Annotated in this window: 24 protein-coding genes, 1 pseudogene and 1 riboswitch; of the genes and pseudogenes, 18 read left to right on the top strand and 7 right to left on the bottom strand. The window is 41.4% G+C overall.

The annotated features are described in order from the left end of the window. Positions 1–407: 407 nt before the first annotated feature. Positions 408–1,202 (top strand): SDR family NAD(P)-dependent oxidoreductase, encoded by a 795-nt coding sequence (locus tag EKM76_RS08700; protein ID WP_125550284.1) that lies wholly within the window; start codon positions 408–410, stop codon positions 1,200–1,202. 13 nt (positions 1,203–1,215) lie between these two features. Here the strand turns inward: EKM76_RS08700 and EKM76_RS08695 are convergent, their stop codons facing one another. Continuing rightward, positions 1,216–1,587: a hypothetical protein gene (locus EKM76_RS08695; protein WP_125550283.1), complete on the bottom strand. Its 372-nt coding sequence runs from the start codon at positions 1,585–1,587 to the stop codon at positions 1,216–1,218. 252 nt (positions 1,588–1,839) lie between these two features. Between EKM76_RS08695 and EKM76_RS08690 the strand changes: the two genes are divergently transcribed. The 3 genes from EKM76_RS08690 to mutY all read left to right on the top strand — a co-directional run bounded on the left by EKM76_RS08690 (position 1,840) and on the right by mutY (position 4,194). Continuing rightward, the gene (locus tag EKM76_RS08690; protein WP_125550282.1) at positions 1,840–2,712 is read left to right on the top strand and encodes an NAD(P)-dependent oxidoreductase; all 873 of its coding nucleotides are present in this window, start codon (positions 1,840–1,842) and stop codon (positions 2,710–2,712) included. Positions 2,713–2,839: 127 nt separating this feature from the next. Then, positions 2,840–3,001 (top strand): hypothetical protein, encoded by a 162-nt coding sequence (locus EKM76_RS13465; protein ID WP_164507628.1) that lies wholly within the window; start codon positions 2,840–2,842, stop codon positions 2,999–3,001. Positions 3,002–3,078: 77 nt separating this feature from the next. After that, on the top strand, positions 3,079–4,194 hold the full coding sequence (mutY, locus tag EKM76_RS08685) for an A/G-specific adenine glycosylase (RefSeq protein ID WP_125550281.1): 1,116 nt from the start codon (positions 3,079–3,081) through the stop codon (positions 4,192–4,194). A 44-nt stretch (positions 4,195–4,238) separates the two neighbouring features. Here the strand turns inward: mutY and EKM76_RS08680 are convergent, their stop codons facing one another. Then, the gene (locus tag EKM76_RS08680; protein ID WP_125550280.1) at positions 4,239–4,436 is read right to left on the bottom strand and encodes a hypothetical protein; all 198 of its coding nucleotides are present in this window, start codon (positions 4,434–4,436) and stop codon (positions 4,239–4,241) included. Positions 4,437–4,648: 212 nt separating this feature from the next. Beyond that, positions 4,649–5,455, bottom strand: coding sequence for a bifunctional hydroxymethylpyrimidine kinase/phosphomethylpyrimidine kinase (gene thiD, locus EKM76_RS08675; RefSeq protein WP_125550279.1), 807 nt, complete (start codon positions 5,453–5,455; stop codon positions 4,649–4,651). Positions 5,456–5,641: 186 nt separating this feature from the next. Here thiD and EKM76_RS08670 point away from each other — a divergent pair, with 186 nt between their 5' ends. Next, positions 5,642–6,526, top strand: a complete 885-nt coding sequence (locus EKM76_RS08670) for an RluA family pseudouridine synthase (RefSeq protein WP_125550278.1) — start codon at positions 5,642–5,644, stop codon at positions 6,524–6,526. A gap of 30 nt (positions 6,527–6,556) precedes the next feature. Here EKM76_RS08670 and EKM76_RS08665 read toward each other — a convergent pair whose 3' ends face one another. After that, positions 6,557–6,784, bottom strand: coding sequence for a hypothetical protein (locus EKM76_RS08665; RefSeq protein ID WP_125550277.1), 228 nt, complete (start codon positions 6,782–6,784; stop codon positions 6,557–6,559). A gap of 198 nt (positions 6,785–6,982) precedes the next feature. Beyond that, positions 6,983–7,107, top strand: a riboswitch (FMN riboswitch). 127 nt (positions 7,108–7,234) lie between these two features. Between EKM76_RS08665 and EKM76_RS08660 the strand changes: the two genes are divergently transcribed. Beyond that, complete coding sequence (locus EKM76_RS08660) at positions 7,235–7,831, top strand: ECF transporter S component (protein WP_125550276.1); 597 nt, start codon at positions 7,235–7,237, stop codon at positions 7,829–7,831. A 65-nt stretch (positions 7,832–7,896) separates the two neighbouring features. Here EKM76_RS08660 and EKM76_RS08655 read toward each other — a convergent pair whose 3' ends face one another. Continuing rightward, the gene (locus tag EKM76_RS08655) at positions 7,897–8,493 is read right to left on the bottom strand and encodes a hypothetical protein (RefSeq protein WP_225417905.1); all 597 of its coding nucleotides are present in this window, start codon (positions 8,491–8,493) and stop codon (positions 7,897–7,899) included. A gap of 229 nt (positions 8,494–8,722) precedes the next feature. Between EKM76_RS08655 and EKM76_RS08650 the strand changes: the two genes are divergently transcribed. Beyond that, entirely contained in the window at positions 8,723–9,814 is a 1,092-nt protein-coding gene (locus EKM76_RS08650) for an FAD:protein FMN transferase (protein WP_125550274.1), read from the top strand. Between the two features lie 279 nt (positions 9,815–10,093). On the opposite strand, the pseudogene EKM76_RS08645 reads toward EKM76_RS08650, so the two are convergent. Then, positions 10,094–11,694, bottom strand: a pseudogene (locus EKM76_RS08645) (phosphoenolpyruvate carboxykinase (ATP)). A 193-nt stretch (positions 11,695–11,887) separates the two neighbouring features. On the opposite strand from EKM76_RS08645, the gene EKM76_RS08640 reads away from it, so the two are divergent. The 11 genes from EKM76_RS08640 (at position 11,888) to EKM76_RS08590 (ending at position 20,314) form a co-directional block, all read left to right on the top strand. Beyond that, complete coding sequence (locus EKM76_RS08640; RefSeq protein WP_125550273.1) at positions 11,888–12,091, top strand: hypothetical protein; 204 nt, start codon at positions 11,888–11,890, stop codon at positions 12,089–12,091. Between the two features lie 272 nt (positions 12,092–12,363). Beyond that, positions 12,364–12,735 carry a hypothetical protein gene (locus EKM76_RS08635; RefSeq protein WP_125550272.1) on the top strand — a complete coding sequence of 124 codons (372 nt, stop codon included), beginning with the start codon at positions 12,364–12,366 and terminating at the stop codon, positions 12,733–12,735. 161 nt (positions 12,736–12,896) lie between these two features. Then, a complete protein-coding gene (locus tag EKM76_RS08630; RefSeq protein ID WP_125550271.1) occupies positions 12,897–13,385 on the top strand; it encodes a DUF3013 family protein in 489 nt (162 codons plus the stop codon). Positions 13,386–13,420: 35 nt separating this feature from the next. Next, positions 13,421–14,365 carry a 50S ribosomal protein L11 methyltransferase gene (gene prmA, locus EKM76_RS08625; protein WP_125550270.1) on the top strand — a complete coding sequence of 315 codons (945 nt, stop codon included), beginning with the start codon at positions 13,421–13,423 and terminating at the stop codon, positions 14,363–14,365. 1 nt (position 14,366) lies between these two features. Then, a complete protein-coding gene (locus EKM76_RS08620; RefSeq protein ID WP_125550269.1) occupies positions 14,367–15,110 on the top strand; it encodes a 16S rRNA (uracil(1498)-N(3))-methyltransferase in 744 nt (247 codons plus the stop codon). Positions 15,111–15,175: 65 nt separating this feature from the next. Next, on the top strand, positions 15,176–15,523 hold the full coding sequence (locus tag EKM76_RS08615; RefSeq protein ID WP_125550268.1) for a hypothetical protein: 348 nt from the start codon (positions 15,176–15,178) through the stop codon (positions 15,521–15,523). A gap of 151 nt (positions 15,524–15,674) precedes the next feature. Beyond that, positions 15,675–17,909 carry a RelA/SpoT family protein gene (locus tag EKM76_RS08610; RefSeq protein ID WP_125550267.1) on the top strand — a complete coding sequence of 745 codons (2,235 nt, stop codon included), beginning with the start codon at positions 15,675–15,677 and terminating at the stop codon, positions 17,907–17,909. A gap of 48 nt (positions 17,910–17,957) precedes the next feature. After that, positions 17,958–18,404, top strand: a complete 447-nt coding sequence (gene dtd, locus EKM76_RS08605; protein ID WP_125550266.1) for a D-aminoacyl-tRNA deacylase — start codon at positions 17,958–17,960, stop codon at positions 18,402–18,404. Between the two features lie 105 nt (positions 18,405–18,509). Further along, positions 18,510–19,142: an HAD-IA family hydrolase gene (locus tag EKM76_RS08600; protein ID WP_125550265.1), complete on the top strand. Its 633-nt coding sequence runs from the start codon at positions 18,510–18,512 to the stop codon at positions 19,140–19,142. Positions 19,143–19,215: 73 nt separating this feature from the next. Next, on the top strand, positions 19,216–19,998 hold the full coding sequence (locus EKM76_RS08595; RefSeq protein ID WP_125550264.1) for an AzlC family ABC transporter permease: 783 nt from the start codon (positions 19,216–19,218) through the stop codon (positions 19,996–19,998). Continuing rightward, positions 19,991–20,314: an AzlD domain-containing protein gene (locus tag EKM76_RS08590; RefSeq protein WP_125550263.1), complete on the top strand. Its 324-nt coding sequence runs from the start codon at positions 19,991–19,993 to the stop codon at positions 20,312–20,314. Before EKM76_RS08595 ends, EKM76_RS08590 begins: the two co-directional genes overlap by 8 nt. Positions 20,315–21,211: 897 nt before the next feature. Here the strand turns inward: EKM76_RS08590 and EKM76_RS08585 are convergent. Further along, on the bottom strand, positions 21,212–22,513 hold the full coding sequence (locus EKM76_RS08585) for an N-acetylmuramoyl-L-alanine amidase (protein WP_225417903.1): 1,302 nt from the start codon (positions 22,511–22,513) through the stop codon (positions 21,212–21,214). Between the last annotated feature and the right edge of the window lie 227 nt (positions 22,514–22,740).

Here is a 22,740-nt window from a genome sequence, read left to right as displayed (position 1 = left end):
GTGTTCGTTATTGTTTGGTCGCTATAACAATAACACGGAAGGTGCTTTTTTGGTACACCATTTTGGTGAAACTCTCAATCAAAGATAAAACGATGGTGTAGCAACATTCTCGTTAAGGTTTAGGAACAGATATGCATAATTCAGGATAAGAATAGCCCCCTTAATTAATTTGTTAGCGTTATTGTATCGTACTTATAAAAAGTAAGTAAATTATAAATATTTATTGGCGTAAATAATATAGAAAGTATCATTCTATGTCGTTGTAGCGGACTATGCTATACTGAAAGTAAGCGGTTTTAAAGCTATTTAAATTTATATTCTTTTGGTGTGTGCTTTACCATAAAAATATCACTGTTCGCTATAGGACACAAAAATTATCCCTTAATGTAGAGTAGAGGAGGCCAATTATGGCAAAGTTAGTCATGATCACCGGTGCGTCAGCCGGCTTGGGTGAACAATTAGCTTATGCATTTGCCCGCCAGCAAATGCGGCTGTTGCTACTAGGACGTAACCGGGAACGCTTGCAGCAGGTTGCCCGTCAGGCCACTAAGTTAACGGCTGCACCGGTATCGATTTTAGTCGGCGATTTGCTCGATGATAACGGACAGCAGGCATGGCGACAGTGTGTCGCTAAATGTGGCGTTCCCGATATTCTAGTTAATAATGCGGCGCTATCTGGTTTTGGCGCCGTTAATGATTTATCACTGGCTAAGGCACAGACGGTACTGCAATTAAATGCATTGGTGCCGCTCAGATTAAGCCAATTATTTATCCAAGCCCATCAGCGGGATGAGCGCCCAAGTTATTTGATCAATATTGCTTCAGCTGGTGCTGAGTTGGCGCTGCCATACGCGGCTTTTCATTCCGCCAGTAAGGCAGCCTTATTAGGCTTTGCCCGGGGCAGCCAAGCTGAACTACAAGCGACTCAAATTAATTTAATGACAGTTTTACCTAGTTTAATGGCGACCGGGCACTTTAAGCAAGCCACGTTACCTTACTTGAAGTCGAACCGTATGCTAGTTAAATTAATGACTAGTATCCAATTGGCGCCAGAAAAAATAGCGAAAAAAATCGTGTCTAGTTCACTGCAGGGGCGTCAAATTTTACGTTTACCGCAAGGCTATCAGTGGGTGGCGCGACTTAACTGTCTTGCCCCTAGCCTTGTTCGTAAAATTATTGCTCTGCCTTACCAGACACGATAACTTAACTATTTAATTAATCCCAGAATTGAATGCTGAGTGTTCCATTATCATGATGTTTGGCATCGGTTGTTAATTCGACAGTTACGGTTACGCTGCTGGTAGGTAAAACGTGTGCTTTATAAGCTGCCGCAGCAGTGCTACTCGTTTTTTGGAACATTTTTTGAAAATATTTTGGTAACTCAGTGATCGGTGCTGATACAACAACAGCTGCATCAGGGGCGTATAATTTAAGCAACTGATAGACTTCAGTATCAATGATCAGATCATCGACAAATTGTGGTTGTGCCGCAAAAATCAATTGCAACGTATTGGGGCTAACTAGCTTATCAGTACGATCGCCGTGTTCTTCGATAACTTGTAAAATATTACGTAACTTTCTTTTCAAAAAATCGCCCTCTTTTTCATTTCTGTGATTGACCTAAATATAGCATTTTTTAAGGGTTTTGCAAGTTGATGGCAGCGTTTAATGTTAAAATAAGAATAACTGAACGGCTATGCGTTCAGCGTGAGAAAAAAGTAGTCCAATTTATCCAAGTTTTTTTGCGGTACAAGTTTTACTACAAAAATGGACTACGGAGTATCAAAAGCGATTAGTGTTTTTTGCTAAGGGCTTACCTTAAATATGAGGAGTGATCAGATGCAAAAAATTGGATTTATTGGTACTGGGGTAATGGGAACGGGCATCATCAATAATTTACTCAAGGCTAATTTTGCAGTAACAGTTTATAATCGGACTAAAGCACATGCAGACACTGTCTTAGCCAATGGTGCAACTTGGGCGGACAGCCCTCGGTTGGTGGCACAAAATAGTGATATCACGATCACGATGGTCGGCTATCCGCAAGATGTCGAGGCGGTTTACTATGGTGATGATGGTGTCTTTGCGGGAGTAAAGTCGGGCAGTATCGTGGTTGATATGACGACTAGCACGCCGACTTTAGCGCAGCGAATCGCTGCAACTGCGATCACACGCGATGTTCAAGCACTGGATGCTCCAGTTTCTGGTGGCGACATTGGTGCTAAAAATGGTACGTTAACGATCATGGTGGGCGGCGCTGAATCAACTTACGACCAATTGGTGCCGCTTTTTAAGGCGATTGGTCAAAGTTATCATTTATTTGGTGCTGCTGGCAAAGGCCAACATGCTAAAATGGCAAATCAGATCATGATCGCCGGTACAATGACTGGCATGAGTGAAATGTTGGTATACGCTAAACAAGTTGGTTTAGACTTATCTGCCGTAATTGAAACGGTTGGGGCAGGAAGTGCAGCTAATTGGAGCCTAACTAATTATGCGCCGCGTATTTTAGCTAAGGATTATAGTGCTGGCTTTTTTGCTAAACATTTCTTAAAGGATCTACGAATTGCGTTAGATGAAGCCAAAAAGCAAGAATTAGATTTGCCGGCGACCAAAGCCGCTGCTGAATTATATCGTCGTTTAGTTGAAGATCACGGATTTGGTGATGATGGGACTCAGGCGTTAGTTAAATTATGGTGGCCAACTAAATAGGAACTTAGATCAAGTGATCACAACAGATTTACCTGTTGTGATCTTTTTTATTGGTGTTGATCGGATTCTATCGTCTTTTATTGTCCGTGGTATAATATGGCTAGTATTCTGAAGGGAGCTGACACAGATGAAATTGATCGCGAAAACGACGTATTCATTTTTATTGGCCGGGGTTATTTTATTATTGCTCGGATTAGCGCGGCAATTAACGCCGCTATGGGTTGCGGGTCTAGCACTTTTGGTCGTAAGTTTTTCCCGGTTTCAGCGACAACGACATTCACGCAAGTAAATTAGATCAAACCGGATGTAAATTTAACTTTCTAGCTATAATAAAATGAACGTCATATATTGAATAGGAGCAAACTAATGCAACATTGGTCACAAGCAAAAATCACCGCGTTTCAAGACGCATTATTAACTTGGTATGATCAAGAAAAGCGTGATCTTCCTTGGCGACAAGATCATGAGCCATATCACATTTGGGTATCAGAAATTATGCTGCAACAGACTCAAGTACAAACGGTCATACCATATTATCAGCGATTTATGACGACTTTTCCAACCGTGACAGCTTTAGCGGCGGCACCAGAGGATAAGTTACTGCGAGCATGGGCTGGGTTAGGCTATTACTCACGAGTCCGTAACATGCAAAAAGCAGCTCAACAAGTAGTAGAAGATTATCAGGGGGTGTGGCCGCAAACGGCTGCTGAATTAGAAAAATTGGCTGGAATTGGTCCTTATACTGCTGGCGCTATTGCTAGCATTGCCTTTAACCAGCCGATCCCAGCAATTGATGGCAATGCGTTTCGAGTTTTTGCGCGCCTATTTGAAATCGATGCAGATATTGCGAAACCACAAACACGGCAGATCTTTTATGATGTGATCGAAGAAGTGATCGCCACTGAGCGGCCTGGTGATTTTAATCAGGCGATCATGGATCTAGGTTCTAGTTACATGACGGCGAAAAATCCAGATAGCGCGCACTCACCAGTGCGTGACTTTAATCAGGCCTATTTAGATGGTAAAGAATTAGATTATCCAGTAAAGTCAAAAAAGCCCCGGCCGATCGCCATGGATTATTTTGCATTAGTGATCAAAACGCCGACTGGTTATTTGTTCGAGCAGCGGCCAAGTAATGGGATGTTGGCAGAATTATGGACGGTACCGCTGATCAAGTGGTCAGAACTAGCTGAAAAACCGTCTGAATTACTTTTACCAGATTTAGTTAAATTAGCGACTAACCAATTTTTAACCAATACGCAAATTCAGCTTGCACCAATGCTGCTCGGTGGTCGACCGGTGACGCATACATTTACTCACCAGAAATGGCTGATCACATTACTGTATGCCGAATTGGCGCAGGAACCTGATTTAAGCTATTTTCCTGGTCGAGTTGTGGCGCCAACTGATTTTATTGAATTAGCGCAGCCGAAAGTACAACTGAAAATCTGGCAACGTTACCAGCAATTAGGCGGTCATTAGGGTATCAAAAAAAAGAGTAAGTGCCGGCAAAACGCCGTAAACACTTACTCTTTTTTAGGTTGATCGGTCAACATACCGGCACGATCTTCAAAGTAGAAAATACTCGTAACTAGAACTAAACCAGCTAAACTGGTGAAAATGACTTTTAGTAGGGCAATTTGCCAGGAAATTTCTAAAACTGGTAAGATAAATACGAATAGAATAACGCTGATGGTAACGTTACGCCAGAACTTATGGCACACAATGAAGACCTCACTTTAATATGAAAATAGTGGTGCTATGTACTTCGCTGAGAGCTATCATAGCAGATAATTTTACACTGTGCAAGCCTTTAAAATAAAATAATTTATGGCGAAAAATTCGCAGGTTAGAAAGGCGCTTCTGACTTGGCTTTTCTGCTATTACTACGCTAAATTAGTCAGGAATATTAAGCGAAATAGTTTTGCCATATAACCTAGTCTTGGTAAGCCCAATGATTGATCGGGCCAAATTTATGGCCAACTTGAATTTGGTTGGCGATCGCAACGTTAACGAACTTTTTAGCGGTGCGGATCGCAGCTTCGACAGTTGCGCCTTTGGCAATCTCGGCAGTAATACAAGCGGATAGGGAATCACCGGTACCGTTAACGCGATCAGTGTTAATATAAGGTTCAGTTAACCAGAAAGACTTGCCTGACTCTAATAGAACAAAATCGCGAACTTCAGTCTGGGTATTGTCGTGATGGCGTCCCTTGATAATAATGTTTTTAGCACCTAACGTTTGTAGCTTTGCGGCAGCCGTTTCCATATCAGCATCAGTTGTAATGGTCATTTCAGTCAATTTTTCGGCTTCAAAAAAATTAGGCGTGACGACGGTTGCTAGTGGCAACAATTCTTCGCGTAAGGTGGCAAAAGCACTTTCTTCCAGTAACTGGGCACCATGTTTAGTCATAATTACGGGATCAACCACTAAGGGACCAAAATCATATTGTTGATAATTTTTGACCACATTTTTAATCAAGGTACTATCGGCTAACATTCCAGTTTTGCAGGCACGTACTTTAAAGTCAGCAGCGATGTCAGCGAATTCTTGATCGATAAAATCCGTTGGTAACGTAAAACTGGCATGGATACCGTAAGAATTACCAGCAACACAAGTGGTCACTGCGGCCATACCATAAACTTTACGGACAAAAAAGGTATGCAGATCTGCTTCCATACCAGCACTACCATCACTATCAGAACCAGCAATTGTCATTGCTTGGGGAAATTCATTTGCCATCTAGCTCACTCACCTTTATTATAAATTGTGTTCATTATACTTAAAATTGATTAAGATTGATAGAACTAATTCTAATTATAGAAGAATATAGTGCTGGCTGATGATTTTAGATATAATTAAATTATTGCCAGCGACATGAGATTATAATTTAGCAGCATCTAATTAGGAAGTAGGCGATCAAAATAAATGGAATTTAGTTGGGTCAAAATTGATGATAAGGAAGAAAAAGTGCGTTATTTTTTACAAAATCACGGTGTTAGTGGCCGCTTATTTAAGCAGGTGACTGGGCAGGGGAAAATTTTGATCAACGGTCAATTAGCTGCTTCAACGGGAGTACGTCTACATCAAAATGATCGGGTCACAATTAGTTTGCCACCAGAAAAAAGGATGCAGCAGGTTATTGCCAGTACACGATCACTTAAGGTTATTTATGCTGATGATAACTGGTTGGTAGTCGATAAACCGGCGGGACTATCTAGTATTCCCGGACCAACCAACCAAAGTGATACATTATTAAATCGAGTGCAAGGCTGGTTGATCCGGCAAAATAGCTTGACCACGGTGCCCCATATTGTCACTCGTTTAGACCGTTTTACCAGTGGTTTGGTTTTAGTGGCGCGCCATCATTTTGCTCACAGTCTTATTGCTCGGCAATTAGACGATCATTCATTAGATAAACGTTATTATGCAATTGTTGCCGGTCAGCTAGATACAGCACATGGCCTATTTACCCAGCCAATCGGCCGCCGGGGAACTGAAATTCGGCGTCGTGTACTAGTTGATGGTAAGAAAGCTAAAACGGAGTATTGGCAACGCAAGCAGTTAGCACGGGCCACCCTAGTAGAAGTTAAGCTGTATACGGGCCGTACTCATCAAATTCGGGTGCATTTTGCGGCACAAGGACATCCCTTACTGGGTGATGAACTGTACGCAGGACCACTTGATTTAGGTATTACGCGGCAAGCACTGCACGCCTATCAGTTAGGATTTTACGATCCATTTACGCAGCAGCGATTACAGTTCAACAGTCCGTTACCGGCGGATATGCAAGTGGTGATCGACCAGCAATAAAAATAAACAGTCATCCATTAGGATGGCTGTTTATTTAGGTAATCGTTTAGAAACTTGATAACGATTGGCTGTAGTGTCATCGGTATGAGCATCGGCGGCGTTAAAAATAGCGTAGGTTTCACCATTAACTTCCTTAACGATCATTAGTTCATGTTGTTTTTGATCACGGTGAAATATTTCCGCGCTCAGCATCGCTTCGTTAAAATCGTGACTACTAGCCATTGCATCACCAGGATTAAAAAAGACAATTTCATTCATCGGCACCACTCCTTTGGTCAGAATTAGTATCGGATCATCTTCATTGTAACTGAAAGCGCTGTAAATAACAGCAAATAGGATAATAAATTTAGGCAATCTAAAAATTTAGAAAGTACGCTTTATAAATCACCGACAACAAACTAGTTGTAATTATTGCGCTTCCATGCTAAGCTAAGTGTGTTAAAAAATTTAATAAAGGTTCGTCTTCAGGGCAGGGTGTAATTCCCGACCGGCGGTGATAGTCCGCAACCCACCAGATTCTGGTGGCCGAATTGGTGCAATACCAATACCGATAGTTAAAGTCTAGATAGAAGAAGATAGGCTTATTTTACGTAATTAAAAATAAGACTAACGCTATTAAAATGCCCGCTTAAAGACATTTTGATAGCGTTTTATTTTGCGTATGATGAGCCGAATTGCCTGGGGTGAATCCTTTTAGGAGGATTTATTATGGAAAAGATGGGTGTCAGAAAGTTAGTCATGATTGCAATGTTAGCGGCAATCTCGTACTTATTAATGTTATTTAGTTTTCCGGTTTTACCGGCAGCACCGTTTCTAAAGCTTGATTTCAGTAATTTGCCGATTTTTCTGAGCATGTTCTTGTATGGCCCGGCAGCTGGTGCGTTCACAACGCTGATTACCAGCTTACTTGATTTTATTACGCGTGGTTCTGGGGTACCTGGCTTGATCGGTGAAGTCGCGTATTTCCTGGCAACGATGTGCTTCACTTTACCGGTATATTACTTTTTCAAACGTGATCATAGCGCTAAAGTTCAACGAAAGAATATGTTTGCCGGCTTCATCACGGGGACACTATCTTTGACTGTGTTCATGAGTTTAGCTAACATCTTCGTATTATTACCAATATATATGAAATTCTCTGGTATTCAAATCAATGCCACCACGTTAAATCTAGTAGCAACAACGGTAGTGCCATTTAACTTAATTAAGGGCGTGCTGGTCAGCGCGGTCTTCCTAATCGCGTACGAACGCTTACTACCATGGTTATCGCGAAAGGTCTTACCACAACAAGTTAAAAAAGTTTGAGCACTAAATAGTTACTAATAAAAACAAGGTACGGACACAATTATTTGTGTATTCGTACCTTGTTTTTATATTTTTTCATTTAATATTTCGTTGGTTTGCTGGTATAACAGATCGGCACTATCCCAAAATTGTAAGAAGGAGATATCCTTATAGGCTAGGATCACTGGTTCGCCATGTTGATAGGTCAATGGGTCGAATGGTAGACAGGTGAAATGATGAGCCGTAGCAGCAACAATTTGGTCAACTGGCGCAATGTCAAAACGACCAGCTATGGAAATATAGGCGCGTTCCTTAGTTAATGTAGTAAATAGTTTAGGTAAAAAGTTCTTGGGCCATTGCTCAATACTAGCTGTTTTTTGGCTGAGTTTGAAAGGATCATATTGGTCATGTTCTTCTTGATAAGCCTGATAGGTTGTTATAATTTTAAGATATGGGGTTGCGTTACGGACACGTTTGATCCGTTTGAGCGCGAATAATGTGAAGCCAGCAAATTGACCTTGTGCATTAAGTGTGGCCAATACTAGCCAACGATGATCGCTAATTAGTGGATAACCAACTTCAAATTCGCCAGTTTGTTTTTTGACGTAAATTTCTAATAGACTGTGTTGCTGTTTCGCTTTTTCAATTCGACTTAAAATCTTTGCCTGTTCCAATCCAAACACCTCACAATTAGTTTCCGTCACCATTGTAAAGGATTCACGCCAGAAAAGAAACGGACAATTTAATAAATTCAGCTTTGGCTTATTGTAATAGCGTTCTCATTTAGATAAACTAGAGAGTGGCTTAGTAAAATAATCAACGAATACGGCTGATGTCTAAATAAAGATTAAACGTTGATCTATTTAATTAAGCGCTGGCCAAACATAATTGTGAAATAGGGGAGAATTGAGTATGTTACGAAAACGGCAATCAATTATTGCGGCAATCATTTTATTAATGCTACCACTGGTGTTGACCGCTTGTACCACCAAGAAGGCGGCACCGGTGATTTCTGAACCATACAAAAGCAGCAAGTTTATGCTGGGAACGATTTGTACGTTGTCAATTTATAATAAAGGTAAGAAAGATGTGCTGAAAAAAGGCTTTGATCGCATTGAGCGAACAGAAAATCAAGCAACGCTGACTAAAGCACATTCTGAATTAGACAAGATCAACGCTAATGCGGGGATCAAGCCGGTTAAGGTGAGCGAGGACATGTGGCCACTGATGGAAAAAGCGATGTATTACAGTAAAAACTCTGCTGGGGCTTTTGACATGTCGATCGGCGCAATTACTAATTTATGGAAAATTGGTTTGCCCGGTGCCCGTGTGCCAGCGCAATCGGAGATCGATCAGGCCTTACCGCTGGTTGATTATCACGACGTAAAGCTAGATGCCAGCAAACACACTGTGTATTTAACTAAAAAAGGGATGCGCTTAGATTTTGGTGGTATTGCTAAAGGCTATGTAGCCGATCAAGTTCGTGAGGTTTTTCGAAAGAATGGTGTTAACACCGCCATCATCGATCTTGGCGGTAATGTGGTGGTAATGGGTAATTCACCAGCAGGTAAAAATAAACCCTGGCAGGTGGGCGTACAGGACCCTTATGGCACGCGTGGGACATCGTTAGGGACTTTACCAGCGAAAAACTTATCAGTCGTTACAGCAGGTATTTACGAGAAGTATCTAAAGGCAAACGGCCACACGTACATTTATTTATTCGATATGAAGACTGGTTATCCTTACGAGAACAATTTAGCCGGGGTGACCATCGTTTCACCGAAGTCGGTTGATGGGGATGCATTGTCTAATGCGGCGTTCAATAAAGGCGTCAAAGGCGGCTTAGCCTACATTAATGGCAAACACCGTAAGGATATCCAAGCGGTGTTCGTCACCAAAGACAAGCAAGTATACGTTAGTAATGGGCTTAAAAAAACCTTTAAGCTAACCAAAAATTCTGGCTATAAAATGGGTGACGCTAAAAAGTTAACTGGAAATGAATAATTAACATAATCAAAATTATGTCAACTAAAAGCCGACAATATAAAATGTTGTCGGCTTTTAGTTTGTTCAATTTCAGTGTTATATAAAATTGAATTAAATTATACTATCCTCTAATAAATACCTTTAAACAGGTAATAAAAATAAATTAAGATTATATATTCTTTTAAAAATAATCAATTAAATTTTAAAAGAATAAATATTCTGTTATCTTTTAGGTGTAGATAATATAAAAAAGCCATGACTTTGACCGTCATGACCTTTTTGCTACAGATTCCAACCTTAATTTTTTAATTCAGCAATTAAATGAGCTAAGTTTTGACTGATTTCTTCTGGTAATGGGGCTTGTGGATGATTTTCGCCATAACGTGTGATCCAATCTAACCGAATTTGTAATCTGGTAGCACAGCGTAGCTTAAATGTTCCAGCGGTCCGAAAGCCTGCCAATTAATTTTTTGTTCAACAATAGCTTCCAGGATTCCAAGGGTTGTTTCTTTGGGAATTTTTTTGCCGTTATAGTAACCTGTATTCAGGATGTAACAAGCGGCTTGTTGGTTAGCAAATAAACTCTTGAAATCAGCATAATCTTCGGCTAAAGGATAAGCACGGAACGGATCAGCAAAGGGTTCGATCACTAACGCATTACGATCAACGTTGCCAACTAGGTTCTCGGCGGAAGAACGCTTGGTAGCCAGTGTCGCGCCAAATGTCGCTGCCAGTGTCGGGTCAGTGATGTGAACTACTGGCGGTAGGCTATCATCCTTCATGATCCAAAAAATGGCGTTGATCGGCGCGGCTTCTTTATCGACTCGATTGGTAGAAGCATATCGTGATTTAATTGTTCGCCCATTACCATTACGCAGATCCTCAGTGACCAAAACTTTTTTGCCTGCTTGATCAAGGGTAACACCGACGTTCATCAACGTTATGAAATGCTTGGTCTCATCAGTTCCGGACGGATAGTCATTAGTTTTGTCGAAATAGGCAGGTTCTAACGCAACCGAGCTGCCGTTTTCTCGGGAGATCACAAAAGCATCGTCATGCAAAACCGTTGTCTTAAAGCGGCCGCCGTGTTTGGCGTGAGTTAAGGTCGACTTGCCAGAACCAGAAAGGCCGAACATAGCAAAAACTTGATCCGGTCGATCAGCAAAGTGAAAAGCTTTTTCGCCACCGTGACAAGCTACATAGCCGTGACGGTGAGCCGTTGCCCAAGCTAAAGTTAAAGTTGATTTCTTGAGCTCGCCAAAATAGCGCATCCCTAAAATCGCAGCTACATTATGTTGCGCATCAAACAAGGCGAGACCATCTGGAAAATCCGGATGATGAAAATTAGGATCAGCGTAAATAAAGATATCGCCTTCTGGGTAAGGCTTTGATTTTTGATAGCGCGCTTGGTAGGTTTGATTGAGTGGCTGGAAATTCAACATATAGGAGAGTAAATTATTTTCGTAGCCCTTAGGAACTGCTAAATGGGCGGTGACCATAAAATCTTCATCTAAACCGACTACAACCTGAGTTTTGTAAAATTGCTGCTGGGTGCCGGCGAAAATAGCATCGCGTAAAATACCAGAAAATTTAGCTTGATCAATACCAGGATCGCCAATTCGGCGTCGCGCTGCCGCCGTTCGGCCAATAACCCGACCGTGATTATTGACCAACATAACTGCATCGGCAGGTAGGCCAAGTTCATCAGCGTGACTGATCGGCAGATCGGTCACCGTGGTTTCTGGAGCTATTTTTGCTAGTTTATAAGCGGTGGCAACATCATCGACAGCAAGCATATTGTTACCATAAAAAGCTGATTCAACGGTAGTACGAATTTGCGAAAAAATTGGATTATTTTTACGAATGTCATTTTCGGCATAATTACCAATTGTACTCAAAATGATCACCTCTTATTTTTTGTATGCGCTTGCATAAATATTACCATGAATCTGTATAAAAGTGTTAGTACAATCTGTAGTATATGGTAGAGGTGCTGAAATTATAAAAGTTTTTTACGACCAAAGAATACATGCAACGCGATAGATAAAAATGCTACAATAAAAACAAATAAAATGGTTGGGAGTTTTAGTGATGGGTCAATCATTGGACACACGATTATTGGGACGACATTTTATTATTGATCAAATAAATTATCAAGGAACAGTTAGTTTTTACGGTATTTTTTACCATTTCGTTGCGGTAACGCCGGTAGAATTAGGTGATGAGGTGGTCATCACTGGAATCACCGCAGAACGCCTAGTCGTCACGAAAGCTGAAGAAATGCTGACCTATTAAGTTTAAAATTAGCCGTTGAAATGAAGTCTAAAAAGAAGCTACCATTACTGAATGGTTGTAGGACTGGTATCAGCATACTGAATATGGCATAATTAAAACAGTAAAATTTGTGGCACAATGTTAGACGTTAACGATTAATTAAAACAAAAATACTCAGACAGATAATTAGCAACCTTATTTGTGATGTAGCAGTTGAATAGTTGTCGTCCGGAACATTAGGTATTTTAAGAACAAAGCGTGTTCACATTATTGTGAAGTAGAGGAGGATTCGTGTGGCAATTAAACAAACTTGGCATGTTTTGTTTTATACAAAAGAATTTACAGCAGAACAAGTGCATACCTTTGTAGATGATCTACAAAAAGAACCTAATTTTGGTGGTTTGCCGATCGATCAGGTTAGTTTTGATTATACGACCAAAGAAATGCTGTATACGACTTTCATTTTCACAGCACCACAACCAATCGAAAAAGCAATGCAGCATGAAATGGCTAAGTACCTTTACGCACGAGTTGTTCATCCTGGAGGCTTGGATACCAAGCAATATTACGAAGTAGTCAATCAATCGAGTCAGGACCTGGGCATTGAATATTTTAATTATCCTGATGGCACTTTGGATATTATGCTGTGGGGCAAGCAAGCTTAATTAAGTCGCAAAAACTCGTCGGTTTAGCTGACGAGTTTTTCGCGTTATAGCTACACAGTAGTTATAGAAAGCAGACCAGTGTATTTTTACGAGGCGCATAATTCTGACGTCGTGAAAATGCTTAAGTGAACGATGAATCTAGAAAATTATAGGTGGCAATCATGAAAACAACGATATTAGATTACTTAGCGGCACAAGTCGCAGACTACGCTGGTGAAGGTCAGCTTGAATTAAATTGGGATAAAAAAGAGCATGTGTTTGAGTTAACCATGAATTTGACAGCGCAGAACAAGGCGGGGCAATCGATAACTGATGCAGCAGGACAACTCAGTGCACAGAATAAAATTGATTTTCAAGATCAAATCTTATTTTATGATGAAAAGCGTCTGGATCCAGTTGCTTTTGCGGATGACTATTTGGCCTTGATCCCTTTTGCGGGGAAGCGTGGTTTAGCACGGCAAACAATCGACGGTCTATTTGCTTATTTACCCAATCTATTAGCTGATGGATTAAGTGATTTGACGGACTTTTTAAATGACGATACAGTAACTACTTTTGGTTTGAAATGGCAACCGGCTATATTTGAACAACAGGTTGCCAAGCAAGGAACCGTTACCAGCGCAGATTATTTAGGCTATCCGCGTTATTAGAATCAAACAGTATCTGTAGAGAGGCGGTTGATCAAATGGAATGGACAGAAGTAAAAGTAATTACGACTACCGAGGCTGTTGAAGCGGTGGCTAATATTTTAATGGAAGCTGGCGCGACTGGGGTGCAGATCAACGACTCTGCTGATTTTAAGGCAGAAACAGCTGGACCGTTTGGTGAGACGTTTGATCCAACCAAGCATGCCCATATTCAATTTGGGGCAGAAGTTGCGGCCTATTATCCAGAAACTATTTTTTTACCAGAAATTTTACCTACGATCAAGCACCGAGTGACCCAATTAACTGATTTTGGCTTAGATATTGGTGCCAATCAAGTGACCACGACGGCTGTTGATGAAGGTGCTTGGGCTACTGCTTGGAAAAAGTATTACCATCCAGTCAGAGTGACTCGCTATTTAACGGTGGTACCAAGTTGGGAAGCTTATCAGCCACAGCAATCGGCAGAACAGTTGATTATTTTAGATCCAGGGATGTCATTTGGGACCGGCACGCACCCCACTACTAGATTGGCGTTGCAGGCATTGGAAACGATCGTTCGTGGCGGTGAAACGTTATTGGACGTGGGTACTGGCTCAGGAGTGCTCAGTATTGCGGCTAAGCAATTAGGCGCTGGTCAGGTTACGGCCTATGATCTAGACGATGTGGCAGTGCGAGCGGCAGCCAGTAATTTAGCGCTAAACCCAATTGCAGCCGAAGTGACTGTTAAAGCTAATAACTTATTGACGGGCATTACCCAGACTGCCGATATTATTGTGGCTAATATTTTAGCTGAGATCATTTTACCGTTGATCCCACAGGCACAGCCATTATTGAATGCGAATGGTTACTTGATCCTTTCGGGGATCATCGCTGATAAATTAGCCAGTATTAAGCAGGCTTTAACGGCAGCCGACCTAGCTATCGTTCAGGTATTAAATGAAGGCGATTGGTATGGCATCATCGCGCAACGGCAGGAGGATTAGCATGCAACGTTATTTTATTGCGGAATCAGTTGCGGCAGGTGAGCAAGTTGAGCTGACTGGCGAAACGGCCCACCATATCCAACGGGTGATGCGTGCTCAAGTCGGGGATCAGATTGAACTGGTGACAGCACAGCATCATGCTTATCGTAGTACAATAGAGAGCACGCAACCCGATAGTGTTCGCGTGCGTTTGGGGGCCGTAGCATTACCTGATCCTGAATTACCCAACCAAGTGATCATTGCTTGCAGTATTGCCAAAAAGGACAAAGCGGATTGGATCGTTCAAAAAGGAACGGAATTAGGTGCTAGTGGCTTTATTTTCTTCTCCAGTCAATATGGTATCGCCAAATGGGAACCACAGCGGCAGGCTAAAAAATTAGCGCGGTTACAGAAGATCGCCTTAGAGGCGGCCCGCCAATCGCACCGGGCACAGCTGCCAACAGTGGCCATTATTCCTGGGATAACTGAGTTGACCCAAGTTGCGAAGGATCACGGGGTGGTGGCTTACGAAGAGTCAGCTAAACAAGGTGAAACGGCTGCATTAGTGGCGACAGCGCAGCAAATGCAGGATGGGCAAACGTTGATCGCTGTGTTTGGCCCAGAAGGTGGCTTAGCACCAACTGAAGTTGCACAATTAACGGCAGCTAATTTTGTTCCAGCTGGTCTAGGCCCCCGAATTTTACGAGCGGAGACCGCACCTCTATATTTATTAAGCGCGTTATCGACGTTATGGGAATTACGTTGAAGTGATTTCTGTTGTATAGCAAAAGGCGACTTTTGTAATATTTTCTAAAATACGGAGGTTTAATTTTGACAAAAATCAAACAATTCATTAAATACCCAATCGTTCAGATCATTTTATTTAGCCTGATCGTGACTTGGTTATTGCCGTTAGCATTTCATTGGTTAGCAGTGGCTAAAGTCATCCGCATCGCTGTTTTGTTTATTGCGGTCAATATGTTGGTGGCCATTGCCTTAGGAATTTATTTAGCAAATCGGCATTTTGCTATTTGGTGGTTACTGATTTTTCCATTATTATTTGCCGCAATTATTTTCTTAATGTATGGACGTTATGGTTATTGGTTTGCTGGAACTTACCTTATTTTAAGTTATTTAGCCTACAGCATGCGCAAATCGGTTTTGTCAGTTGCAAAATAGGTGACCTCAGGTATAATTTAAAGTGAGTTTGGTAGGTAGCAAATTAGAGACTTAAACCTTACTGCCAGGGCTGATCGCTCATGATGAAGCACGTACGCAACGATGCCTACCGTGCTGTTTTTGTATTAAAGTAGATAAGGATGTGGGGTTTATGGCTGAAAATAAAGTTTACACCGCTAACGAAAGTATTAAGTTAGTTGAAACTTATATGAATGACAATCACGTGGCGTTCGTCAAAAAAGCACTCGATTTTGCGACTTACGTGCATAATGAGCAGTTCCGCCAATCCGGCGAACCCTATATCGTTCATCCGATTCAGGTAGCGGCCATTTTGGCGGAATTGAAAATGGAACCAGCAACGGTGGCTTCAGGATTTTTGCACGATGTAGTTGAAGACACCAATATTACACTTGGGGATATTCAAGAGTTATTTGGTCAAGATGTGGCGGTTATTGTTGACGGTGTCACTAAGTTAAGCAAAATTAAGTACGTGGCGCATAAGGATGAATTAGCTGAAAATCACCGTAAAATGATTTTAGCGATGGCAAAAGATTTACGCGTAGTCATGGTCAAGTTAGCTGACCGACTACATAATATGCGGACTTTAAAGCATTTACGCCCAGAAAAACAGCGGCGGATCGCTAACGAAACCTTAGAGATCTATGCGCCATTAGCTGATCGTTTAGGGATCAGTCAATTCAAGTGGGAATTAGAAGACACGGCATTGCGCTACCTAAATCCGCAGCAATATTACCGGATCGTTCATTTAATGAATTCGAAGCGCGCACAACGCCAAGCCTACATTGACGAAGCAATCAGACAAATCAAAGTTTCAATGACTGATTTTAATATTAAATACGAAATTTATGGTCGGCCGAAACATATCTATTCAATTTACAAAAAAATGCGCGATAAGCATAAGCAGTTTGATGAAATTTATGATTTACTGGCAATTCGGGTGATCGTTGATAACATTAAGGATTGTTACGCCGTTTTAGGGGCAATCCATACGAAATGGAAGCCAATGCCTGGCCGATTTAAGGACTATATTGCCATGCCTAAAGCCAATATGTATCAATCATTGCATACCACTGTTATTGGGCCCAAAGGACAACCATTAGAAATTCAGATTCGGACTGAAGAAATGCATCAAGTCGCTGAATTTGGTGTCGCCGCACATTGGGCCTATAAAGAGGGCAAGCATGACGAAGTCCAATACGATGCTAACGGTGAAAAAATCGATATGTTCCGCGAAATTTTGGAATTAGGGGATGAAACTTCTGATGCCGCTGATTTCATGGAAAGTGTCAAGGGCGATATCTTCTCGGATCGAGTTTATGTTTTCACGCCTAAAGGGGATGTTTACGAGCTTTCTCAGGGCTCTGGACCGCTAGATTTCGCCTATACGATCCACACCGAGGTCGGCAACAAGACGGTGGGCGCCAAGGTCAACGGTAAAATCGTACCGCTGAATTATCAGCTAAAAAACGGTGATATTGTTGATATTTTAACCTCACCCAACTCTTCGCCCAGCCGTGATTGGATCAACCTTGTTAGCACTAGCAAGGCACGCAATAAAATCAAACGCTTTTTCAAGCAAGCCGATCGCTCTGAGAATATTGAAAAAGGCCGCGACATGCTAGAAAAGCAATTGACGGACATGGGTTTCTTACCAAAAGATTATTTAAATAAAGATGTGTTAGGTCAAGTCATTAATCGATTTAACTTTAGTAATGCCGATGAGCTGTTAGCTGCGGTTGGTTATGGCGAATTGACACCATTAGTAGTAAGTAATCGGTTAACTGAAAAAGCACGTCATCAACGGGAAAAGGCAGCACAGGAGCAACAAGCTCGTGAGGTCCTAACTGAAAATACGGTGACGAAAAGTAAAAATAAACCAAAGGAACCCACTGAAAAGCTGAAAATCAAGCATGAAGGTGGCGTTGTGATCCAAGGCGTCGATAATCTGTTAGTTCATCTTAGCAAGTGCTGTAATCCAGTACCGGGTGATATTATCGTCGGTTATGTGACTAAAGGGCGCGGTGTTTCGATCCATCGCGCCGACTGTCCTAATGTGCAAAATGCAGTTGACGGTGCTAATCGTTTGATCGAAGTTGAATGGGAAGATGCCGCTGCTAAAGGGACCACTTATGATGCTAATTTAGAAGTCTTTGGTTATAATCGTTCTGGTTTATTAAATGATGTGTTACAAAAACTAAATACGCAAACCAAAAACTTAACGTCAGTCAGTGGGAAAGTTGATCACGATAATATGGCCACTATCCACGTCACTGTGGCAATTACCAACTTAGCCCATCTAACGCGCTTGATCGACAGTATTAAAAATATTCCAGATGTTTATAGTGTTAAACGGGCAAATGAATAATCGTCAGATTGCAACGACTAATAAATAACTAACGAGGAGTTGATGCTGATGCGTGTTGTATTGCAGCGAGTTAAGCAAGCAAGTGTTACGATCAATGAACAAGTCGTTGGGATGATCAATCAAGGCTATCTTTTGCTAGTTGCAGTGCGCGATGAAGATACTGAAGCTGATCTAGATTATTTAGTGCATAAGATTACGAAGTTACGTATTTTTGAAGATGAGCAAGGCAAAATGAATTTAGCTTTGCCCGATGTTGCGGGGCAAATATTATCGGTTTCGCAATTTACGTTGTACGCGCAGACTCGTAAAGGTAATCGGCCAGGTTTTTCCTTGGCGGGACAGCCAGAAAAGGCGGCGCAATACTATGATTGGTTTAATCAAAAATTGCGAGCAACTGGGATCGAGGTTGCAACTGGCCAATTTGGTGCAGATATGGCGGTAGCGTTGGTCAATGATGGCCCGGTAACTATTTTATTTGATACTGAAAATAAATAGGTTTTAGTGGCATGATTGTGCGGCTATCGTGGAAATGAAACGTGCACTGAGATAACTTAGTGCGCCGTTTCTACATAAGGCAAATAGAAAGTAAGGGATCAGTGTATGTTACAAGCGGCAATTTGGGATTTTGACGGGACACTTTACGATACATATTCAGGTATTATGCAGGCGTTGCAGCAGTTAGCCGCTGAATATGAATTGCCAGTTGAGCGTCAAAGTTTATACCGCCTCATTAAGGAAGATTCAGTAAAAACAGCGATCCAACAGTTTGGGCAAACGTTAAACATTTCACCAACGTTACTTTCCGCAAGGTATCATGAAATTGAACGGCAAACGCAACAAGATCCGCAACCGTATGTTGGTGCATTAGCGACTTGTCAGGCCATTATTGATCAAGGTGGGCAGAATTATTTGATGACGCACCGTGATCGTGGTTCAGAGCGCTTTTTGGCTGAGGGCGGCTTTTTACCTCTTTTTGGTGAATGTGTCACCAGTGAACAGAATTTTAAGCGCAAACCAGATCCAGAAGCAATAAATTATTTAGTTAAACAGCATCAGCTCGATCCAGCAACAACGGTTATGATCGGTGATCGGCCTTTAGATGTTGTCGCTGGTCAAAACGCAGGTATTAAGGGCTGTTTCTTTGATGTTGATCAGTTTCATAGCGCGCCGATGGCTGATATTATCATTAGAACGTTACCAGAGATCATTCCCTATTTTCAGGTCAACGATTAAAAGAGGACTATAAAACTACTGGTCCAATATGTTATAATCGCTAAGGTTTATTGCTAGATTTGGAGGCTTACTTTTGAAAGTAGAGGACAAAAATTGGCTCAACGTATTTAAAATTGCCTTGCCACTTTGTATAAGTTACGTGCCAATTGGATTAGCCTGCGGGATCTTATTACATTCAGCAGGATTTAATATCTTATTTACTGGCTTATTGTCAATTATGGTTTTCTCTGGTGGTGCGCAATTCTTGATTGCATCAATGTTGGCGATCCATGCGCCAATGTTACAAGTTCTATTGATGCTTTTTTTCTTAGAGATGCGCTATGCCTTACTATCCGCAAGCTTATCACCGTTTTTAAAAAAAGAACCGTTACCTTTTTTAATTTATTTCTCCAGCTCGATGAATGATGAAAATTATGCAATCAATTATTTAAAATTCGCTACTGATAAAAAATGGAATGGTCATCAAGCGGTGATGGTCAATCATTTTTCCTTATTATTTTGGACGGTCAGTAACATGGTGGGTTCAACCATTGGTAATTTAATTCATTTTGATGTTAATTTAGTCAATTTTACGTTGACGGCTTTGTTTGGTTACATGCTAGTTATGCAGGTTAAAAATTTACTGTCGATTCTGGTGGCAGGACTATCAGGTGTTTTATCCGTTTGGCTGATCATTGCGATGAACAGTACGATGGGCTTAGTCATTGCAACCTTGGTAGCATCGTTTCTTGGCTTCCTAGTGGAACACGGTCTGGAAGGCAGGTCGGACCCACTGCTACTACGTTCGTTAAGGTTACGCCACCGTCATGAAAGCTTTAAAGAATTGCCAAAGGAGACGACCGACGACCATGAGTAACCTAGATTATCTCATTTTAATTGTATTGGCGGCCCTGGTCGCTTTTATTCCCCGGGTCATTCCCTTGCTTTATTTTTCAAAGCGTAAGATTCCCGCGTGGTTTGATGAATGGATGAAATATATTCCGGTGGCACTTTTCACGGCCTTGATTGCTAAGGATGTGTTTGTCACCTCGCAGTATACTTATAACGCTAAAAATTTAAGCGAAATTTGTTCGACGATTTTAGTTTTCCTTGTGGCAGCTAAAACTAAGTCAATGTTAGTTACCGTCATAGTTGGGTTGATCTCAATCATGGGATTAGCCTTGGTTTTTTGATCAAAATCTGTAAGCTGCGGGCAGTTGCCGGGCTATACAGATTTTTTTATATCAATTAATTTATTTAAACGAAAAACGCGACTACGACATAATTTTACTGGTTCTTTCTGAAGTATGGTTATCATATTGACGTGTAGGCAGAGTTAGTCTGGTACCATTTCGGCGCTGGCGTATGGAACGCGTGCGACTTGAACTTGGCGATTTTTGCCATAGTTCAATCGACAACGGGAAGCAAGTTCTGTTTAGCGGTTAAGTACTAGTTCTGATACTTGTTAATTTAGTTGTTAGAAACGAGCGACAGTGGCGCGTTGGCAAGCTAATTTTCTTTCCAATTAAGCCCAATCGGAAAAGAAAATGGATCTTGCCAATCGCGCATGGTACTAAGCGACCACAGTTCGGTCACCAAGTACCATCGACACAGCTGCGACTTGGACTTGCCGTACTTCGGCAATAGTCCAATCGACAACGGGAAGCAAGCTCTGTTTAGCAAAGAAGTGCTAGTATCTGATACTTGTTAATTCAGTTGTTAAGAACGAGCGACAGTGATACGCCAGCGCCTCCATTTTACCTTGACAATGTTAGAACACTATTTCATGGGTTAGATGAACCGTTTTAGCTAGTTCAATTAGGACTAATCGCCAATTGTTAGAGACTCGCAGTTGTAAAACTAGAATATCTAAGCTCAAAACACCGGCAAAACAGTTGAAAGGCTGTTTTGCCGGTGTTTTCATATTCTGATCATCACTAAATTTGCCATTTAAATAACCAATAATTGAACGTTCAACCGTTGCCTGCTTACAGCAAAACTTTAGAAAGAACCGCTTCACTTATGTCGTAGTCTCGTTTTTATTGCCGAACATTATAGTTTCAACCGCTTATGGCACGCGCTGCTTCAAATTATTTAAAATACTGACTTAAACCTTTATAAATATCGTTAGCAACTTTGTCCTGATAGCTGGTGGAGCGAATTTGCTGATAATCATTACTGTCATTAATGTAGCCTAATTCCAATAAAACGGCGGGTTGTTTATTGTCACGTAGTACTAAGAAATTACCAAATTCAACACCACGATTTGCTAATGGTAGACTGCTGAATTGCTTATTTAAAGCAGTTGCTAAGGGCTTATCCTTACTTTTACCATAGTAATAGGTAGTCGTTCCGCTGGCTTGATTACTTTTAGGGCTTGAGTCAAAGTGGATACTGATAAAGGCGTCGGCGTGGACTTTTTTGGCTAATGCTGGCCGTGGTGCTAAGTCAACGAACTTATCTGTTTTTCTAGTTAAGACGACGCGAGCACCAGCTTGACGTAGTTTTGCGGCAATTTTTTTAACGAATTGCATAGTATACGTTTTTTCGTACGTATTCTTTTGGGATACGGCGCCGGAATCATTGCCGCCGTGGCCTGGATCTAAGACAATGGTCGCTTCAGCCAGGTTGTTGGCATTGGTCGTAACTGGTTTGTTTGAAGCTGAAGGGGTGACTGTCCAGTTAGCGACGTAGCCGGTCTTACCGTCTTTTGTTTGTACCTTGTACCAATCATCAGAAGTCGCCAAATAAGTTAACTGGGCTTTATTTTTCAGAGTGGCTTTGATGTGACCACCAATATTAGGCGTCGTCCGTAATTTAACGTTATCTTCGTGCAAGGTCAAACTTTTGATCGTTGAATCAACGGTTAATTGGGTATTTTGCTGAGTCGTGCTAGCGTCTTTTTTGGTAATATAGGCGCTTTTGATCCAAGCAACTGTTTGGTTAAAGAGCACTTGGCTCCAGCCAGAATTTTCGTAAATAATGGTGACCGCCGTATTTTGTTGAAAAGTGCCTAAGGTATCGCTGTCGTCAGCTGGATTTTCTTTGGCAGCTACGTTGGCGGTATTAATAGTTCCTTGGGTATTGGTGGCGGAACTGATTTCAGTATTTTTAAGCAGCCAACTAGCGACCCAGCCAATTTTATCGCTGCCTAAACGAACTTGATACCAACTGTTCTTATGTGCGATCACCGTTATTTTATCGCCTTTCTTTAATTGGGCCATTGTATTGTAGGCAAGTCCCGGGCCCATGCGCACGTTAACTGTGCTAGCAGTGACGGTGATAGTTTCTTGTTGCGCGTACGCGGTTCGTGGCATTGCTAAACTGCTGGCACTAAATAGTAAACCAAGCAGTAAAGTCAAACCAATGATTTTTTTAGCTATGTGATGCAACTTTTCACCTTCAGAAAATTAATTATAGTATTGCAAAATCGGTTATTGATGTTTGCTGCGTTAGAAAATATTAACTAAAATCCTGAATTATGCATATGCATCAAATTGATTGGCCAAATTATCAGTTTTACGTAATTTCTCTATATTCACGACTTGGGCTAGTCATGACTAGCCAAGTTTGACTTAATTTAGTTAGTTTGATTAGTTTTCATACTTGATCGCGTCAA

The sequence above is a fragment of the Loigolactobacillus zhaoyuanensis genome (genome assembly GCF_003946385.1).
Lineage (GTDB): Bacteria > Bacillota > Bacilli > Lactobacillales > Lactobacillaceae > Loigolactobacillus > Loigolactobacillus zhaoyuanensis.
The sequence above is the reverse complement of the archived record's forward strand: the minus strand, read 5'-3'. Positions and strand labels throughout refer to the sequence as shown.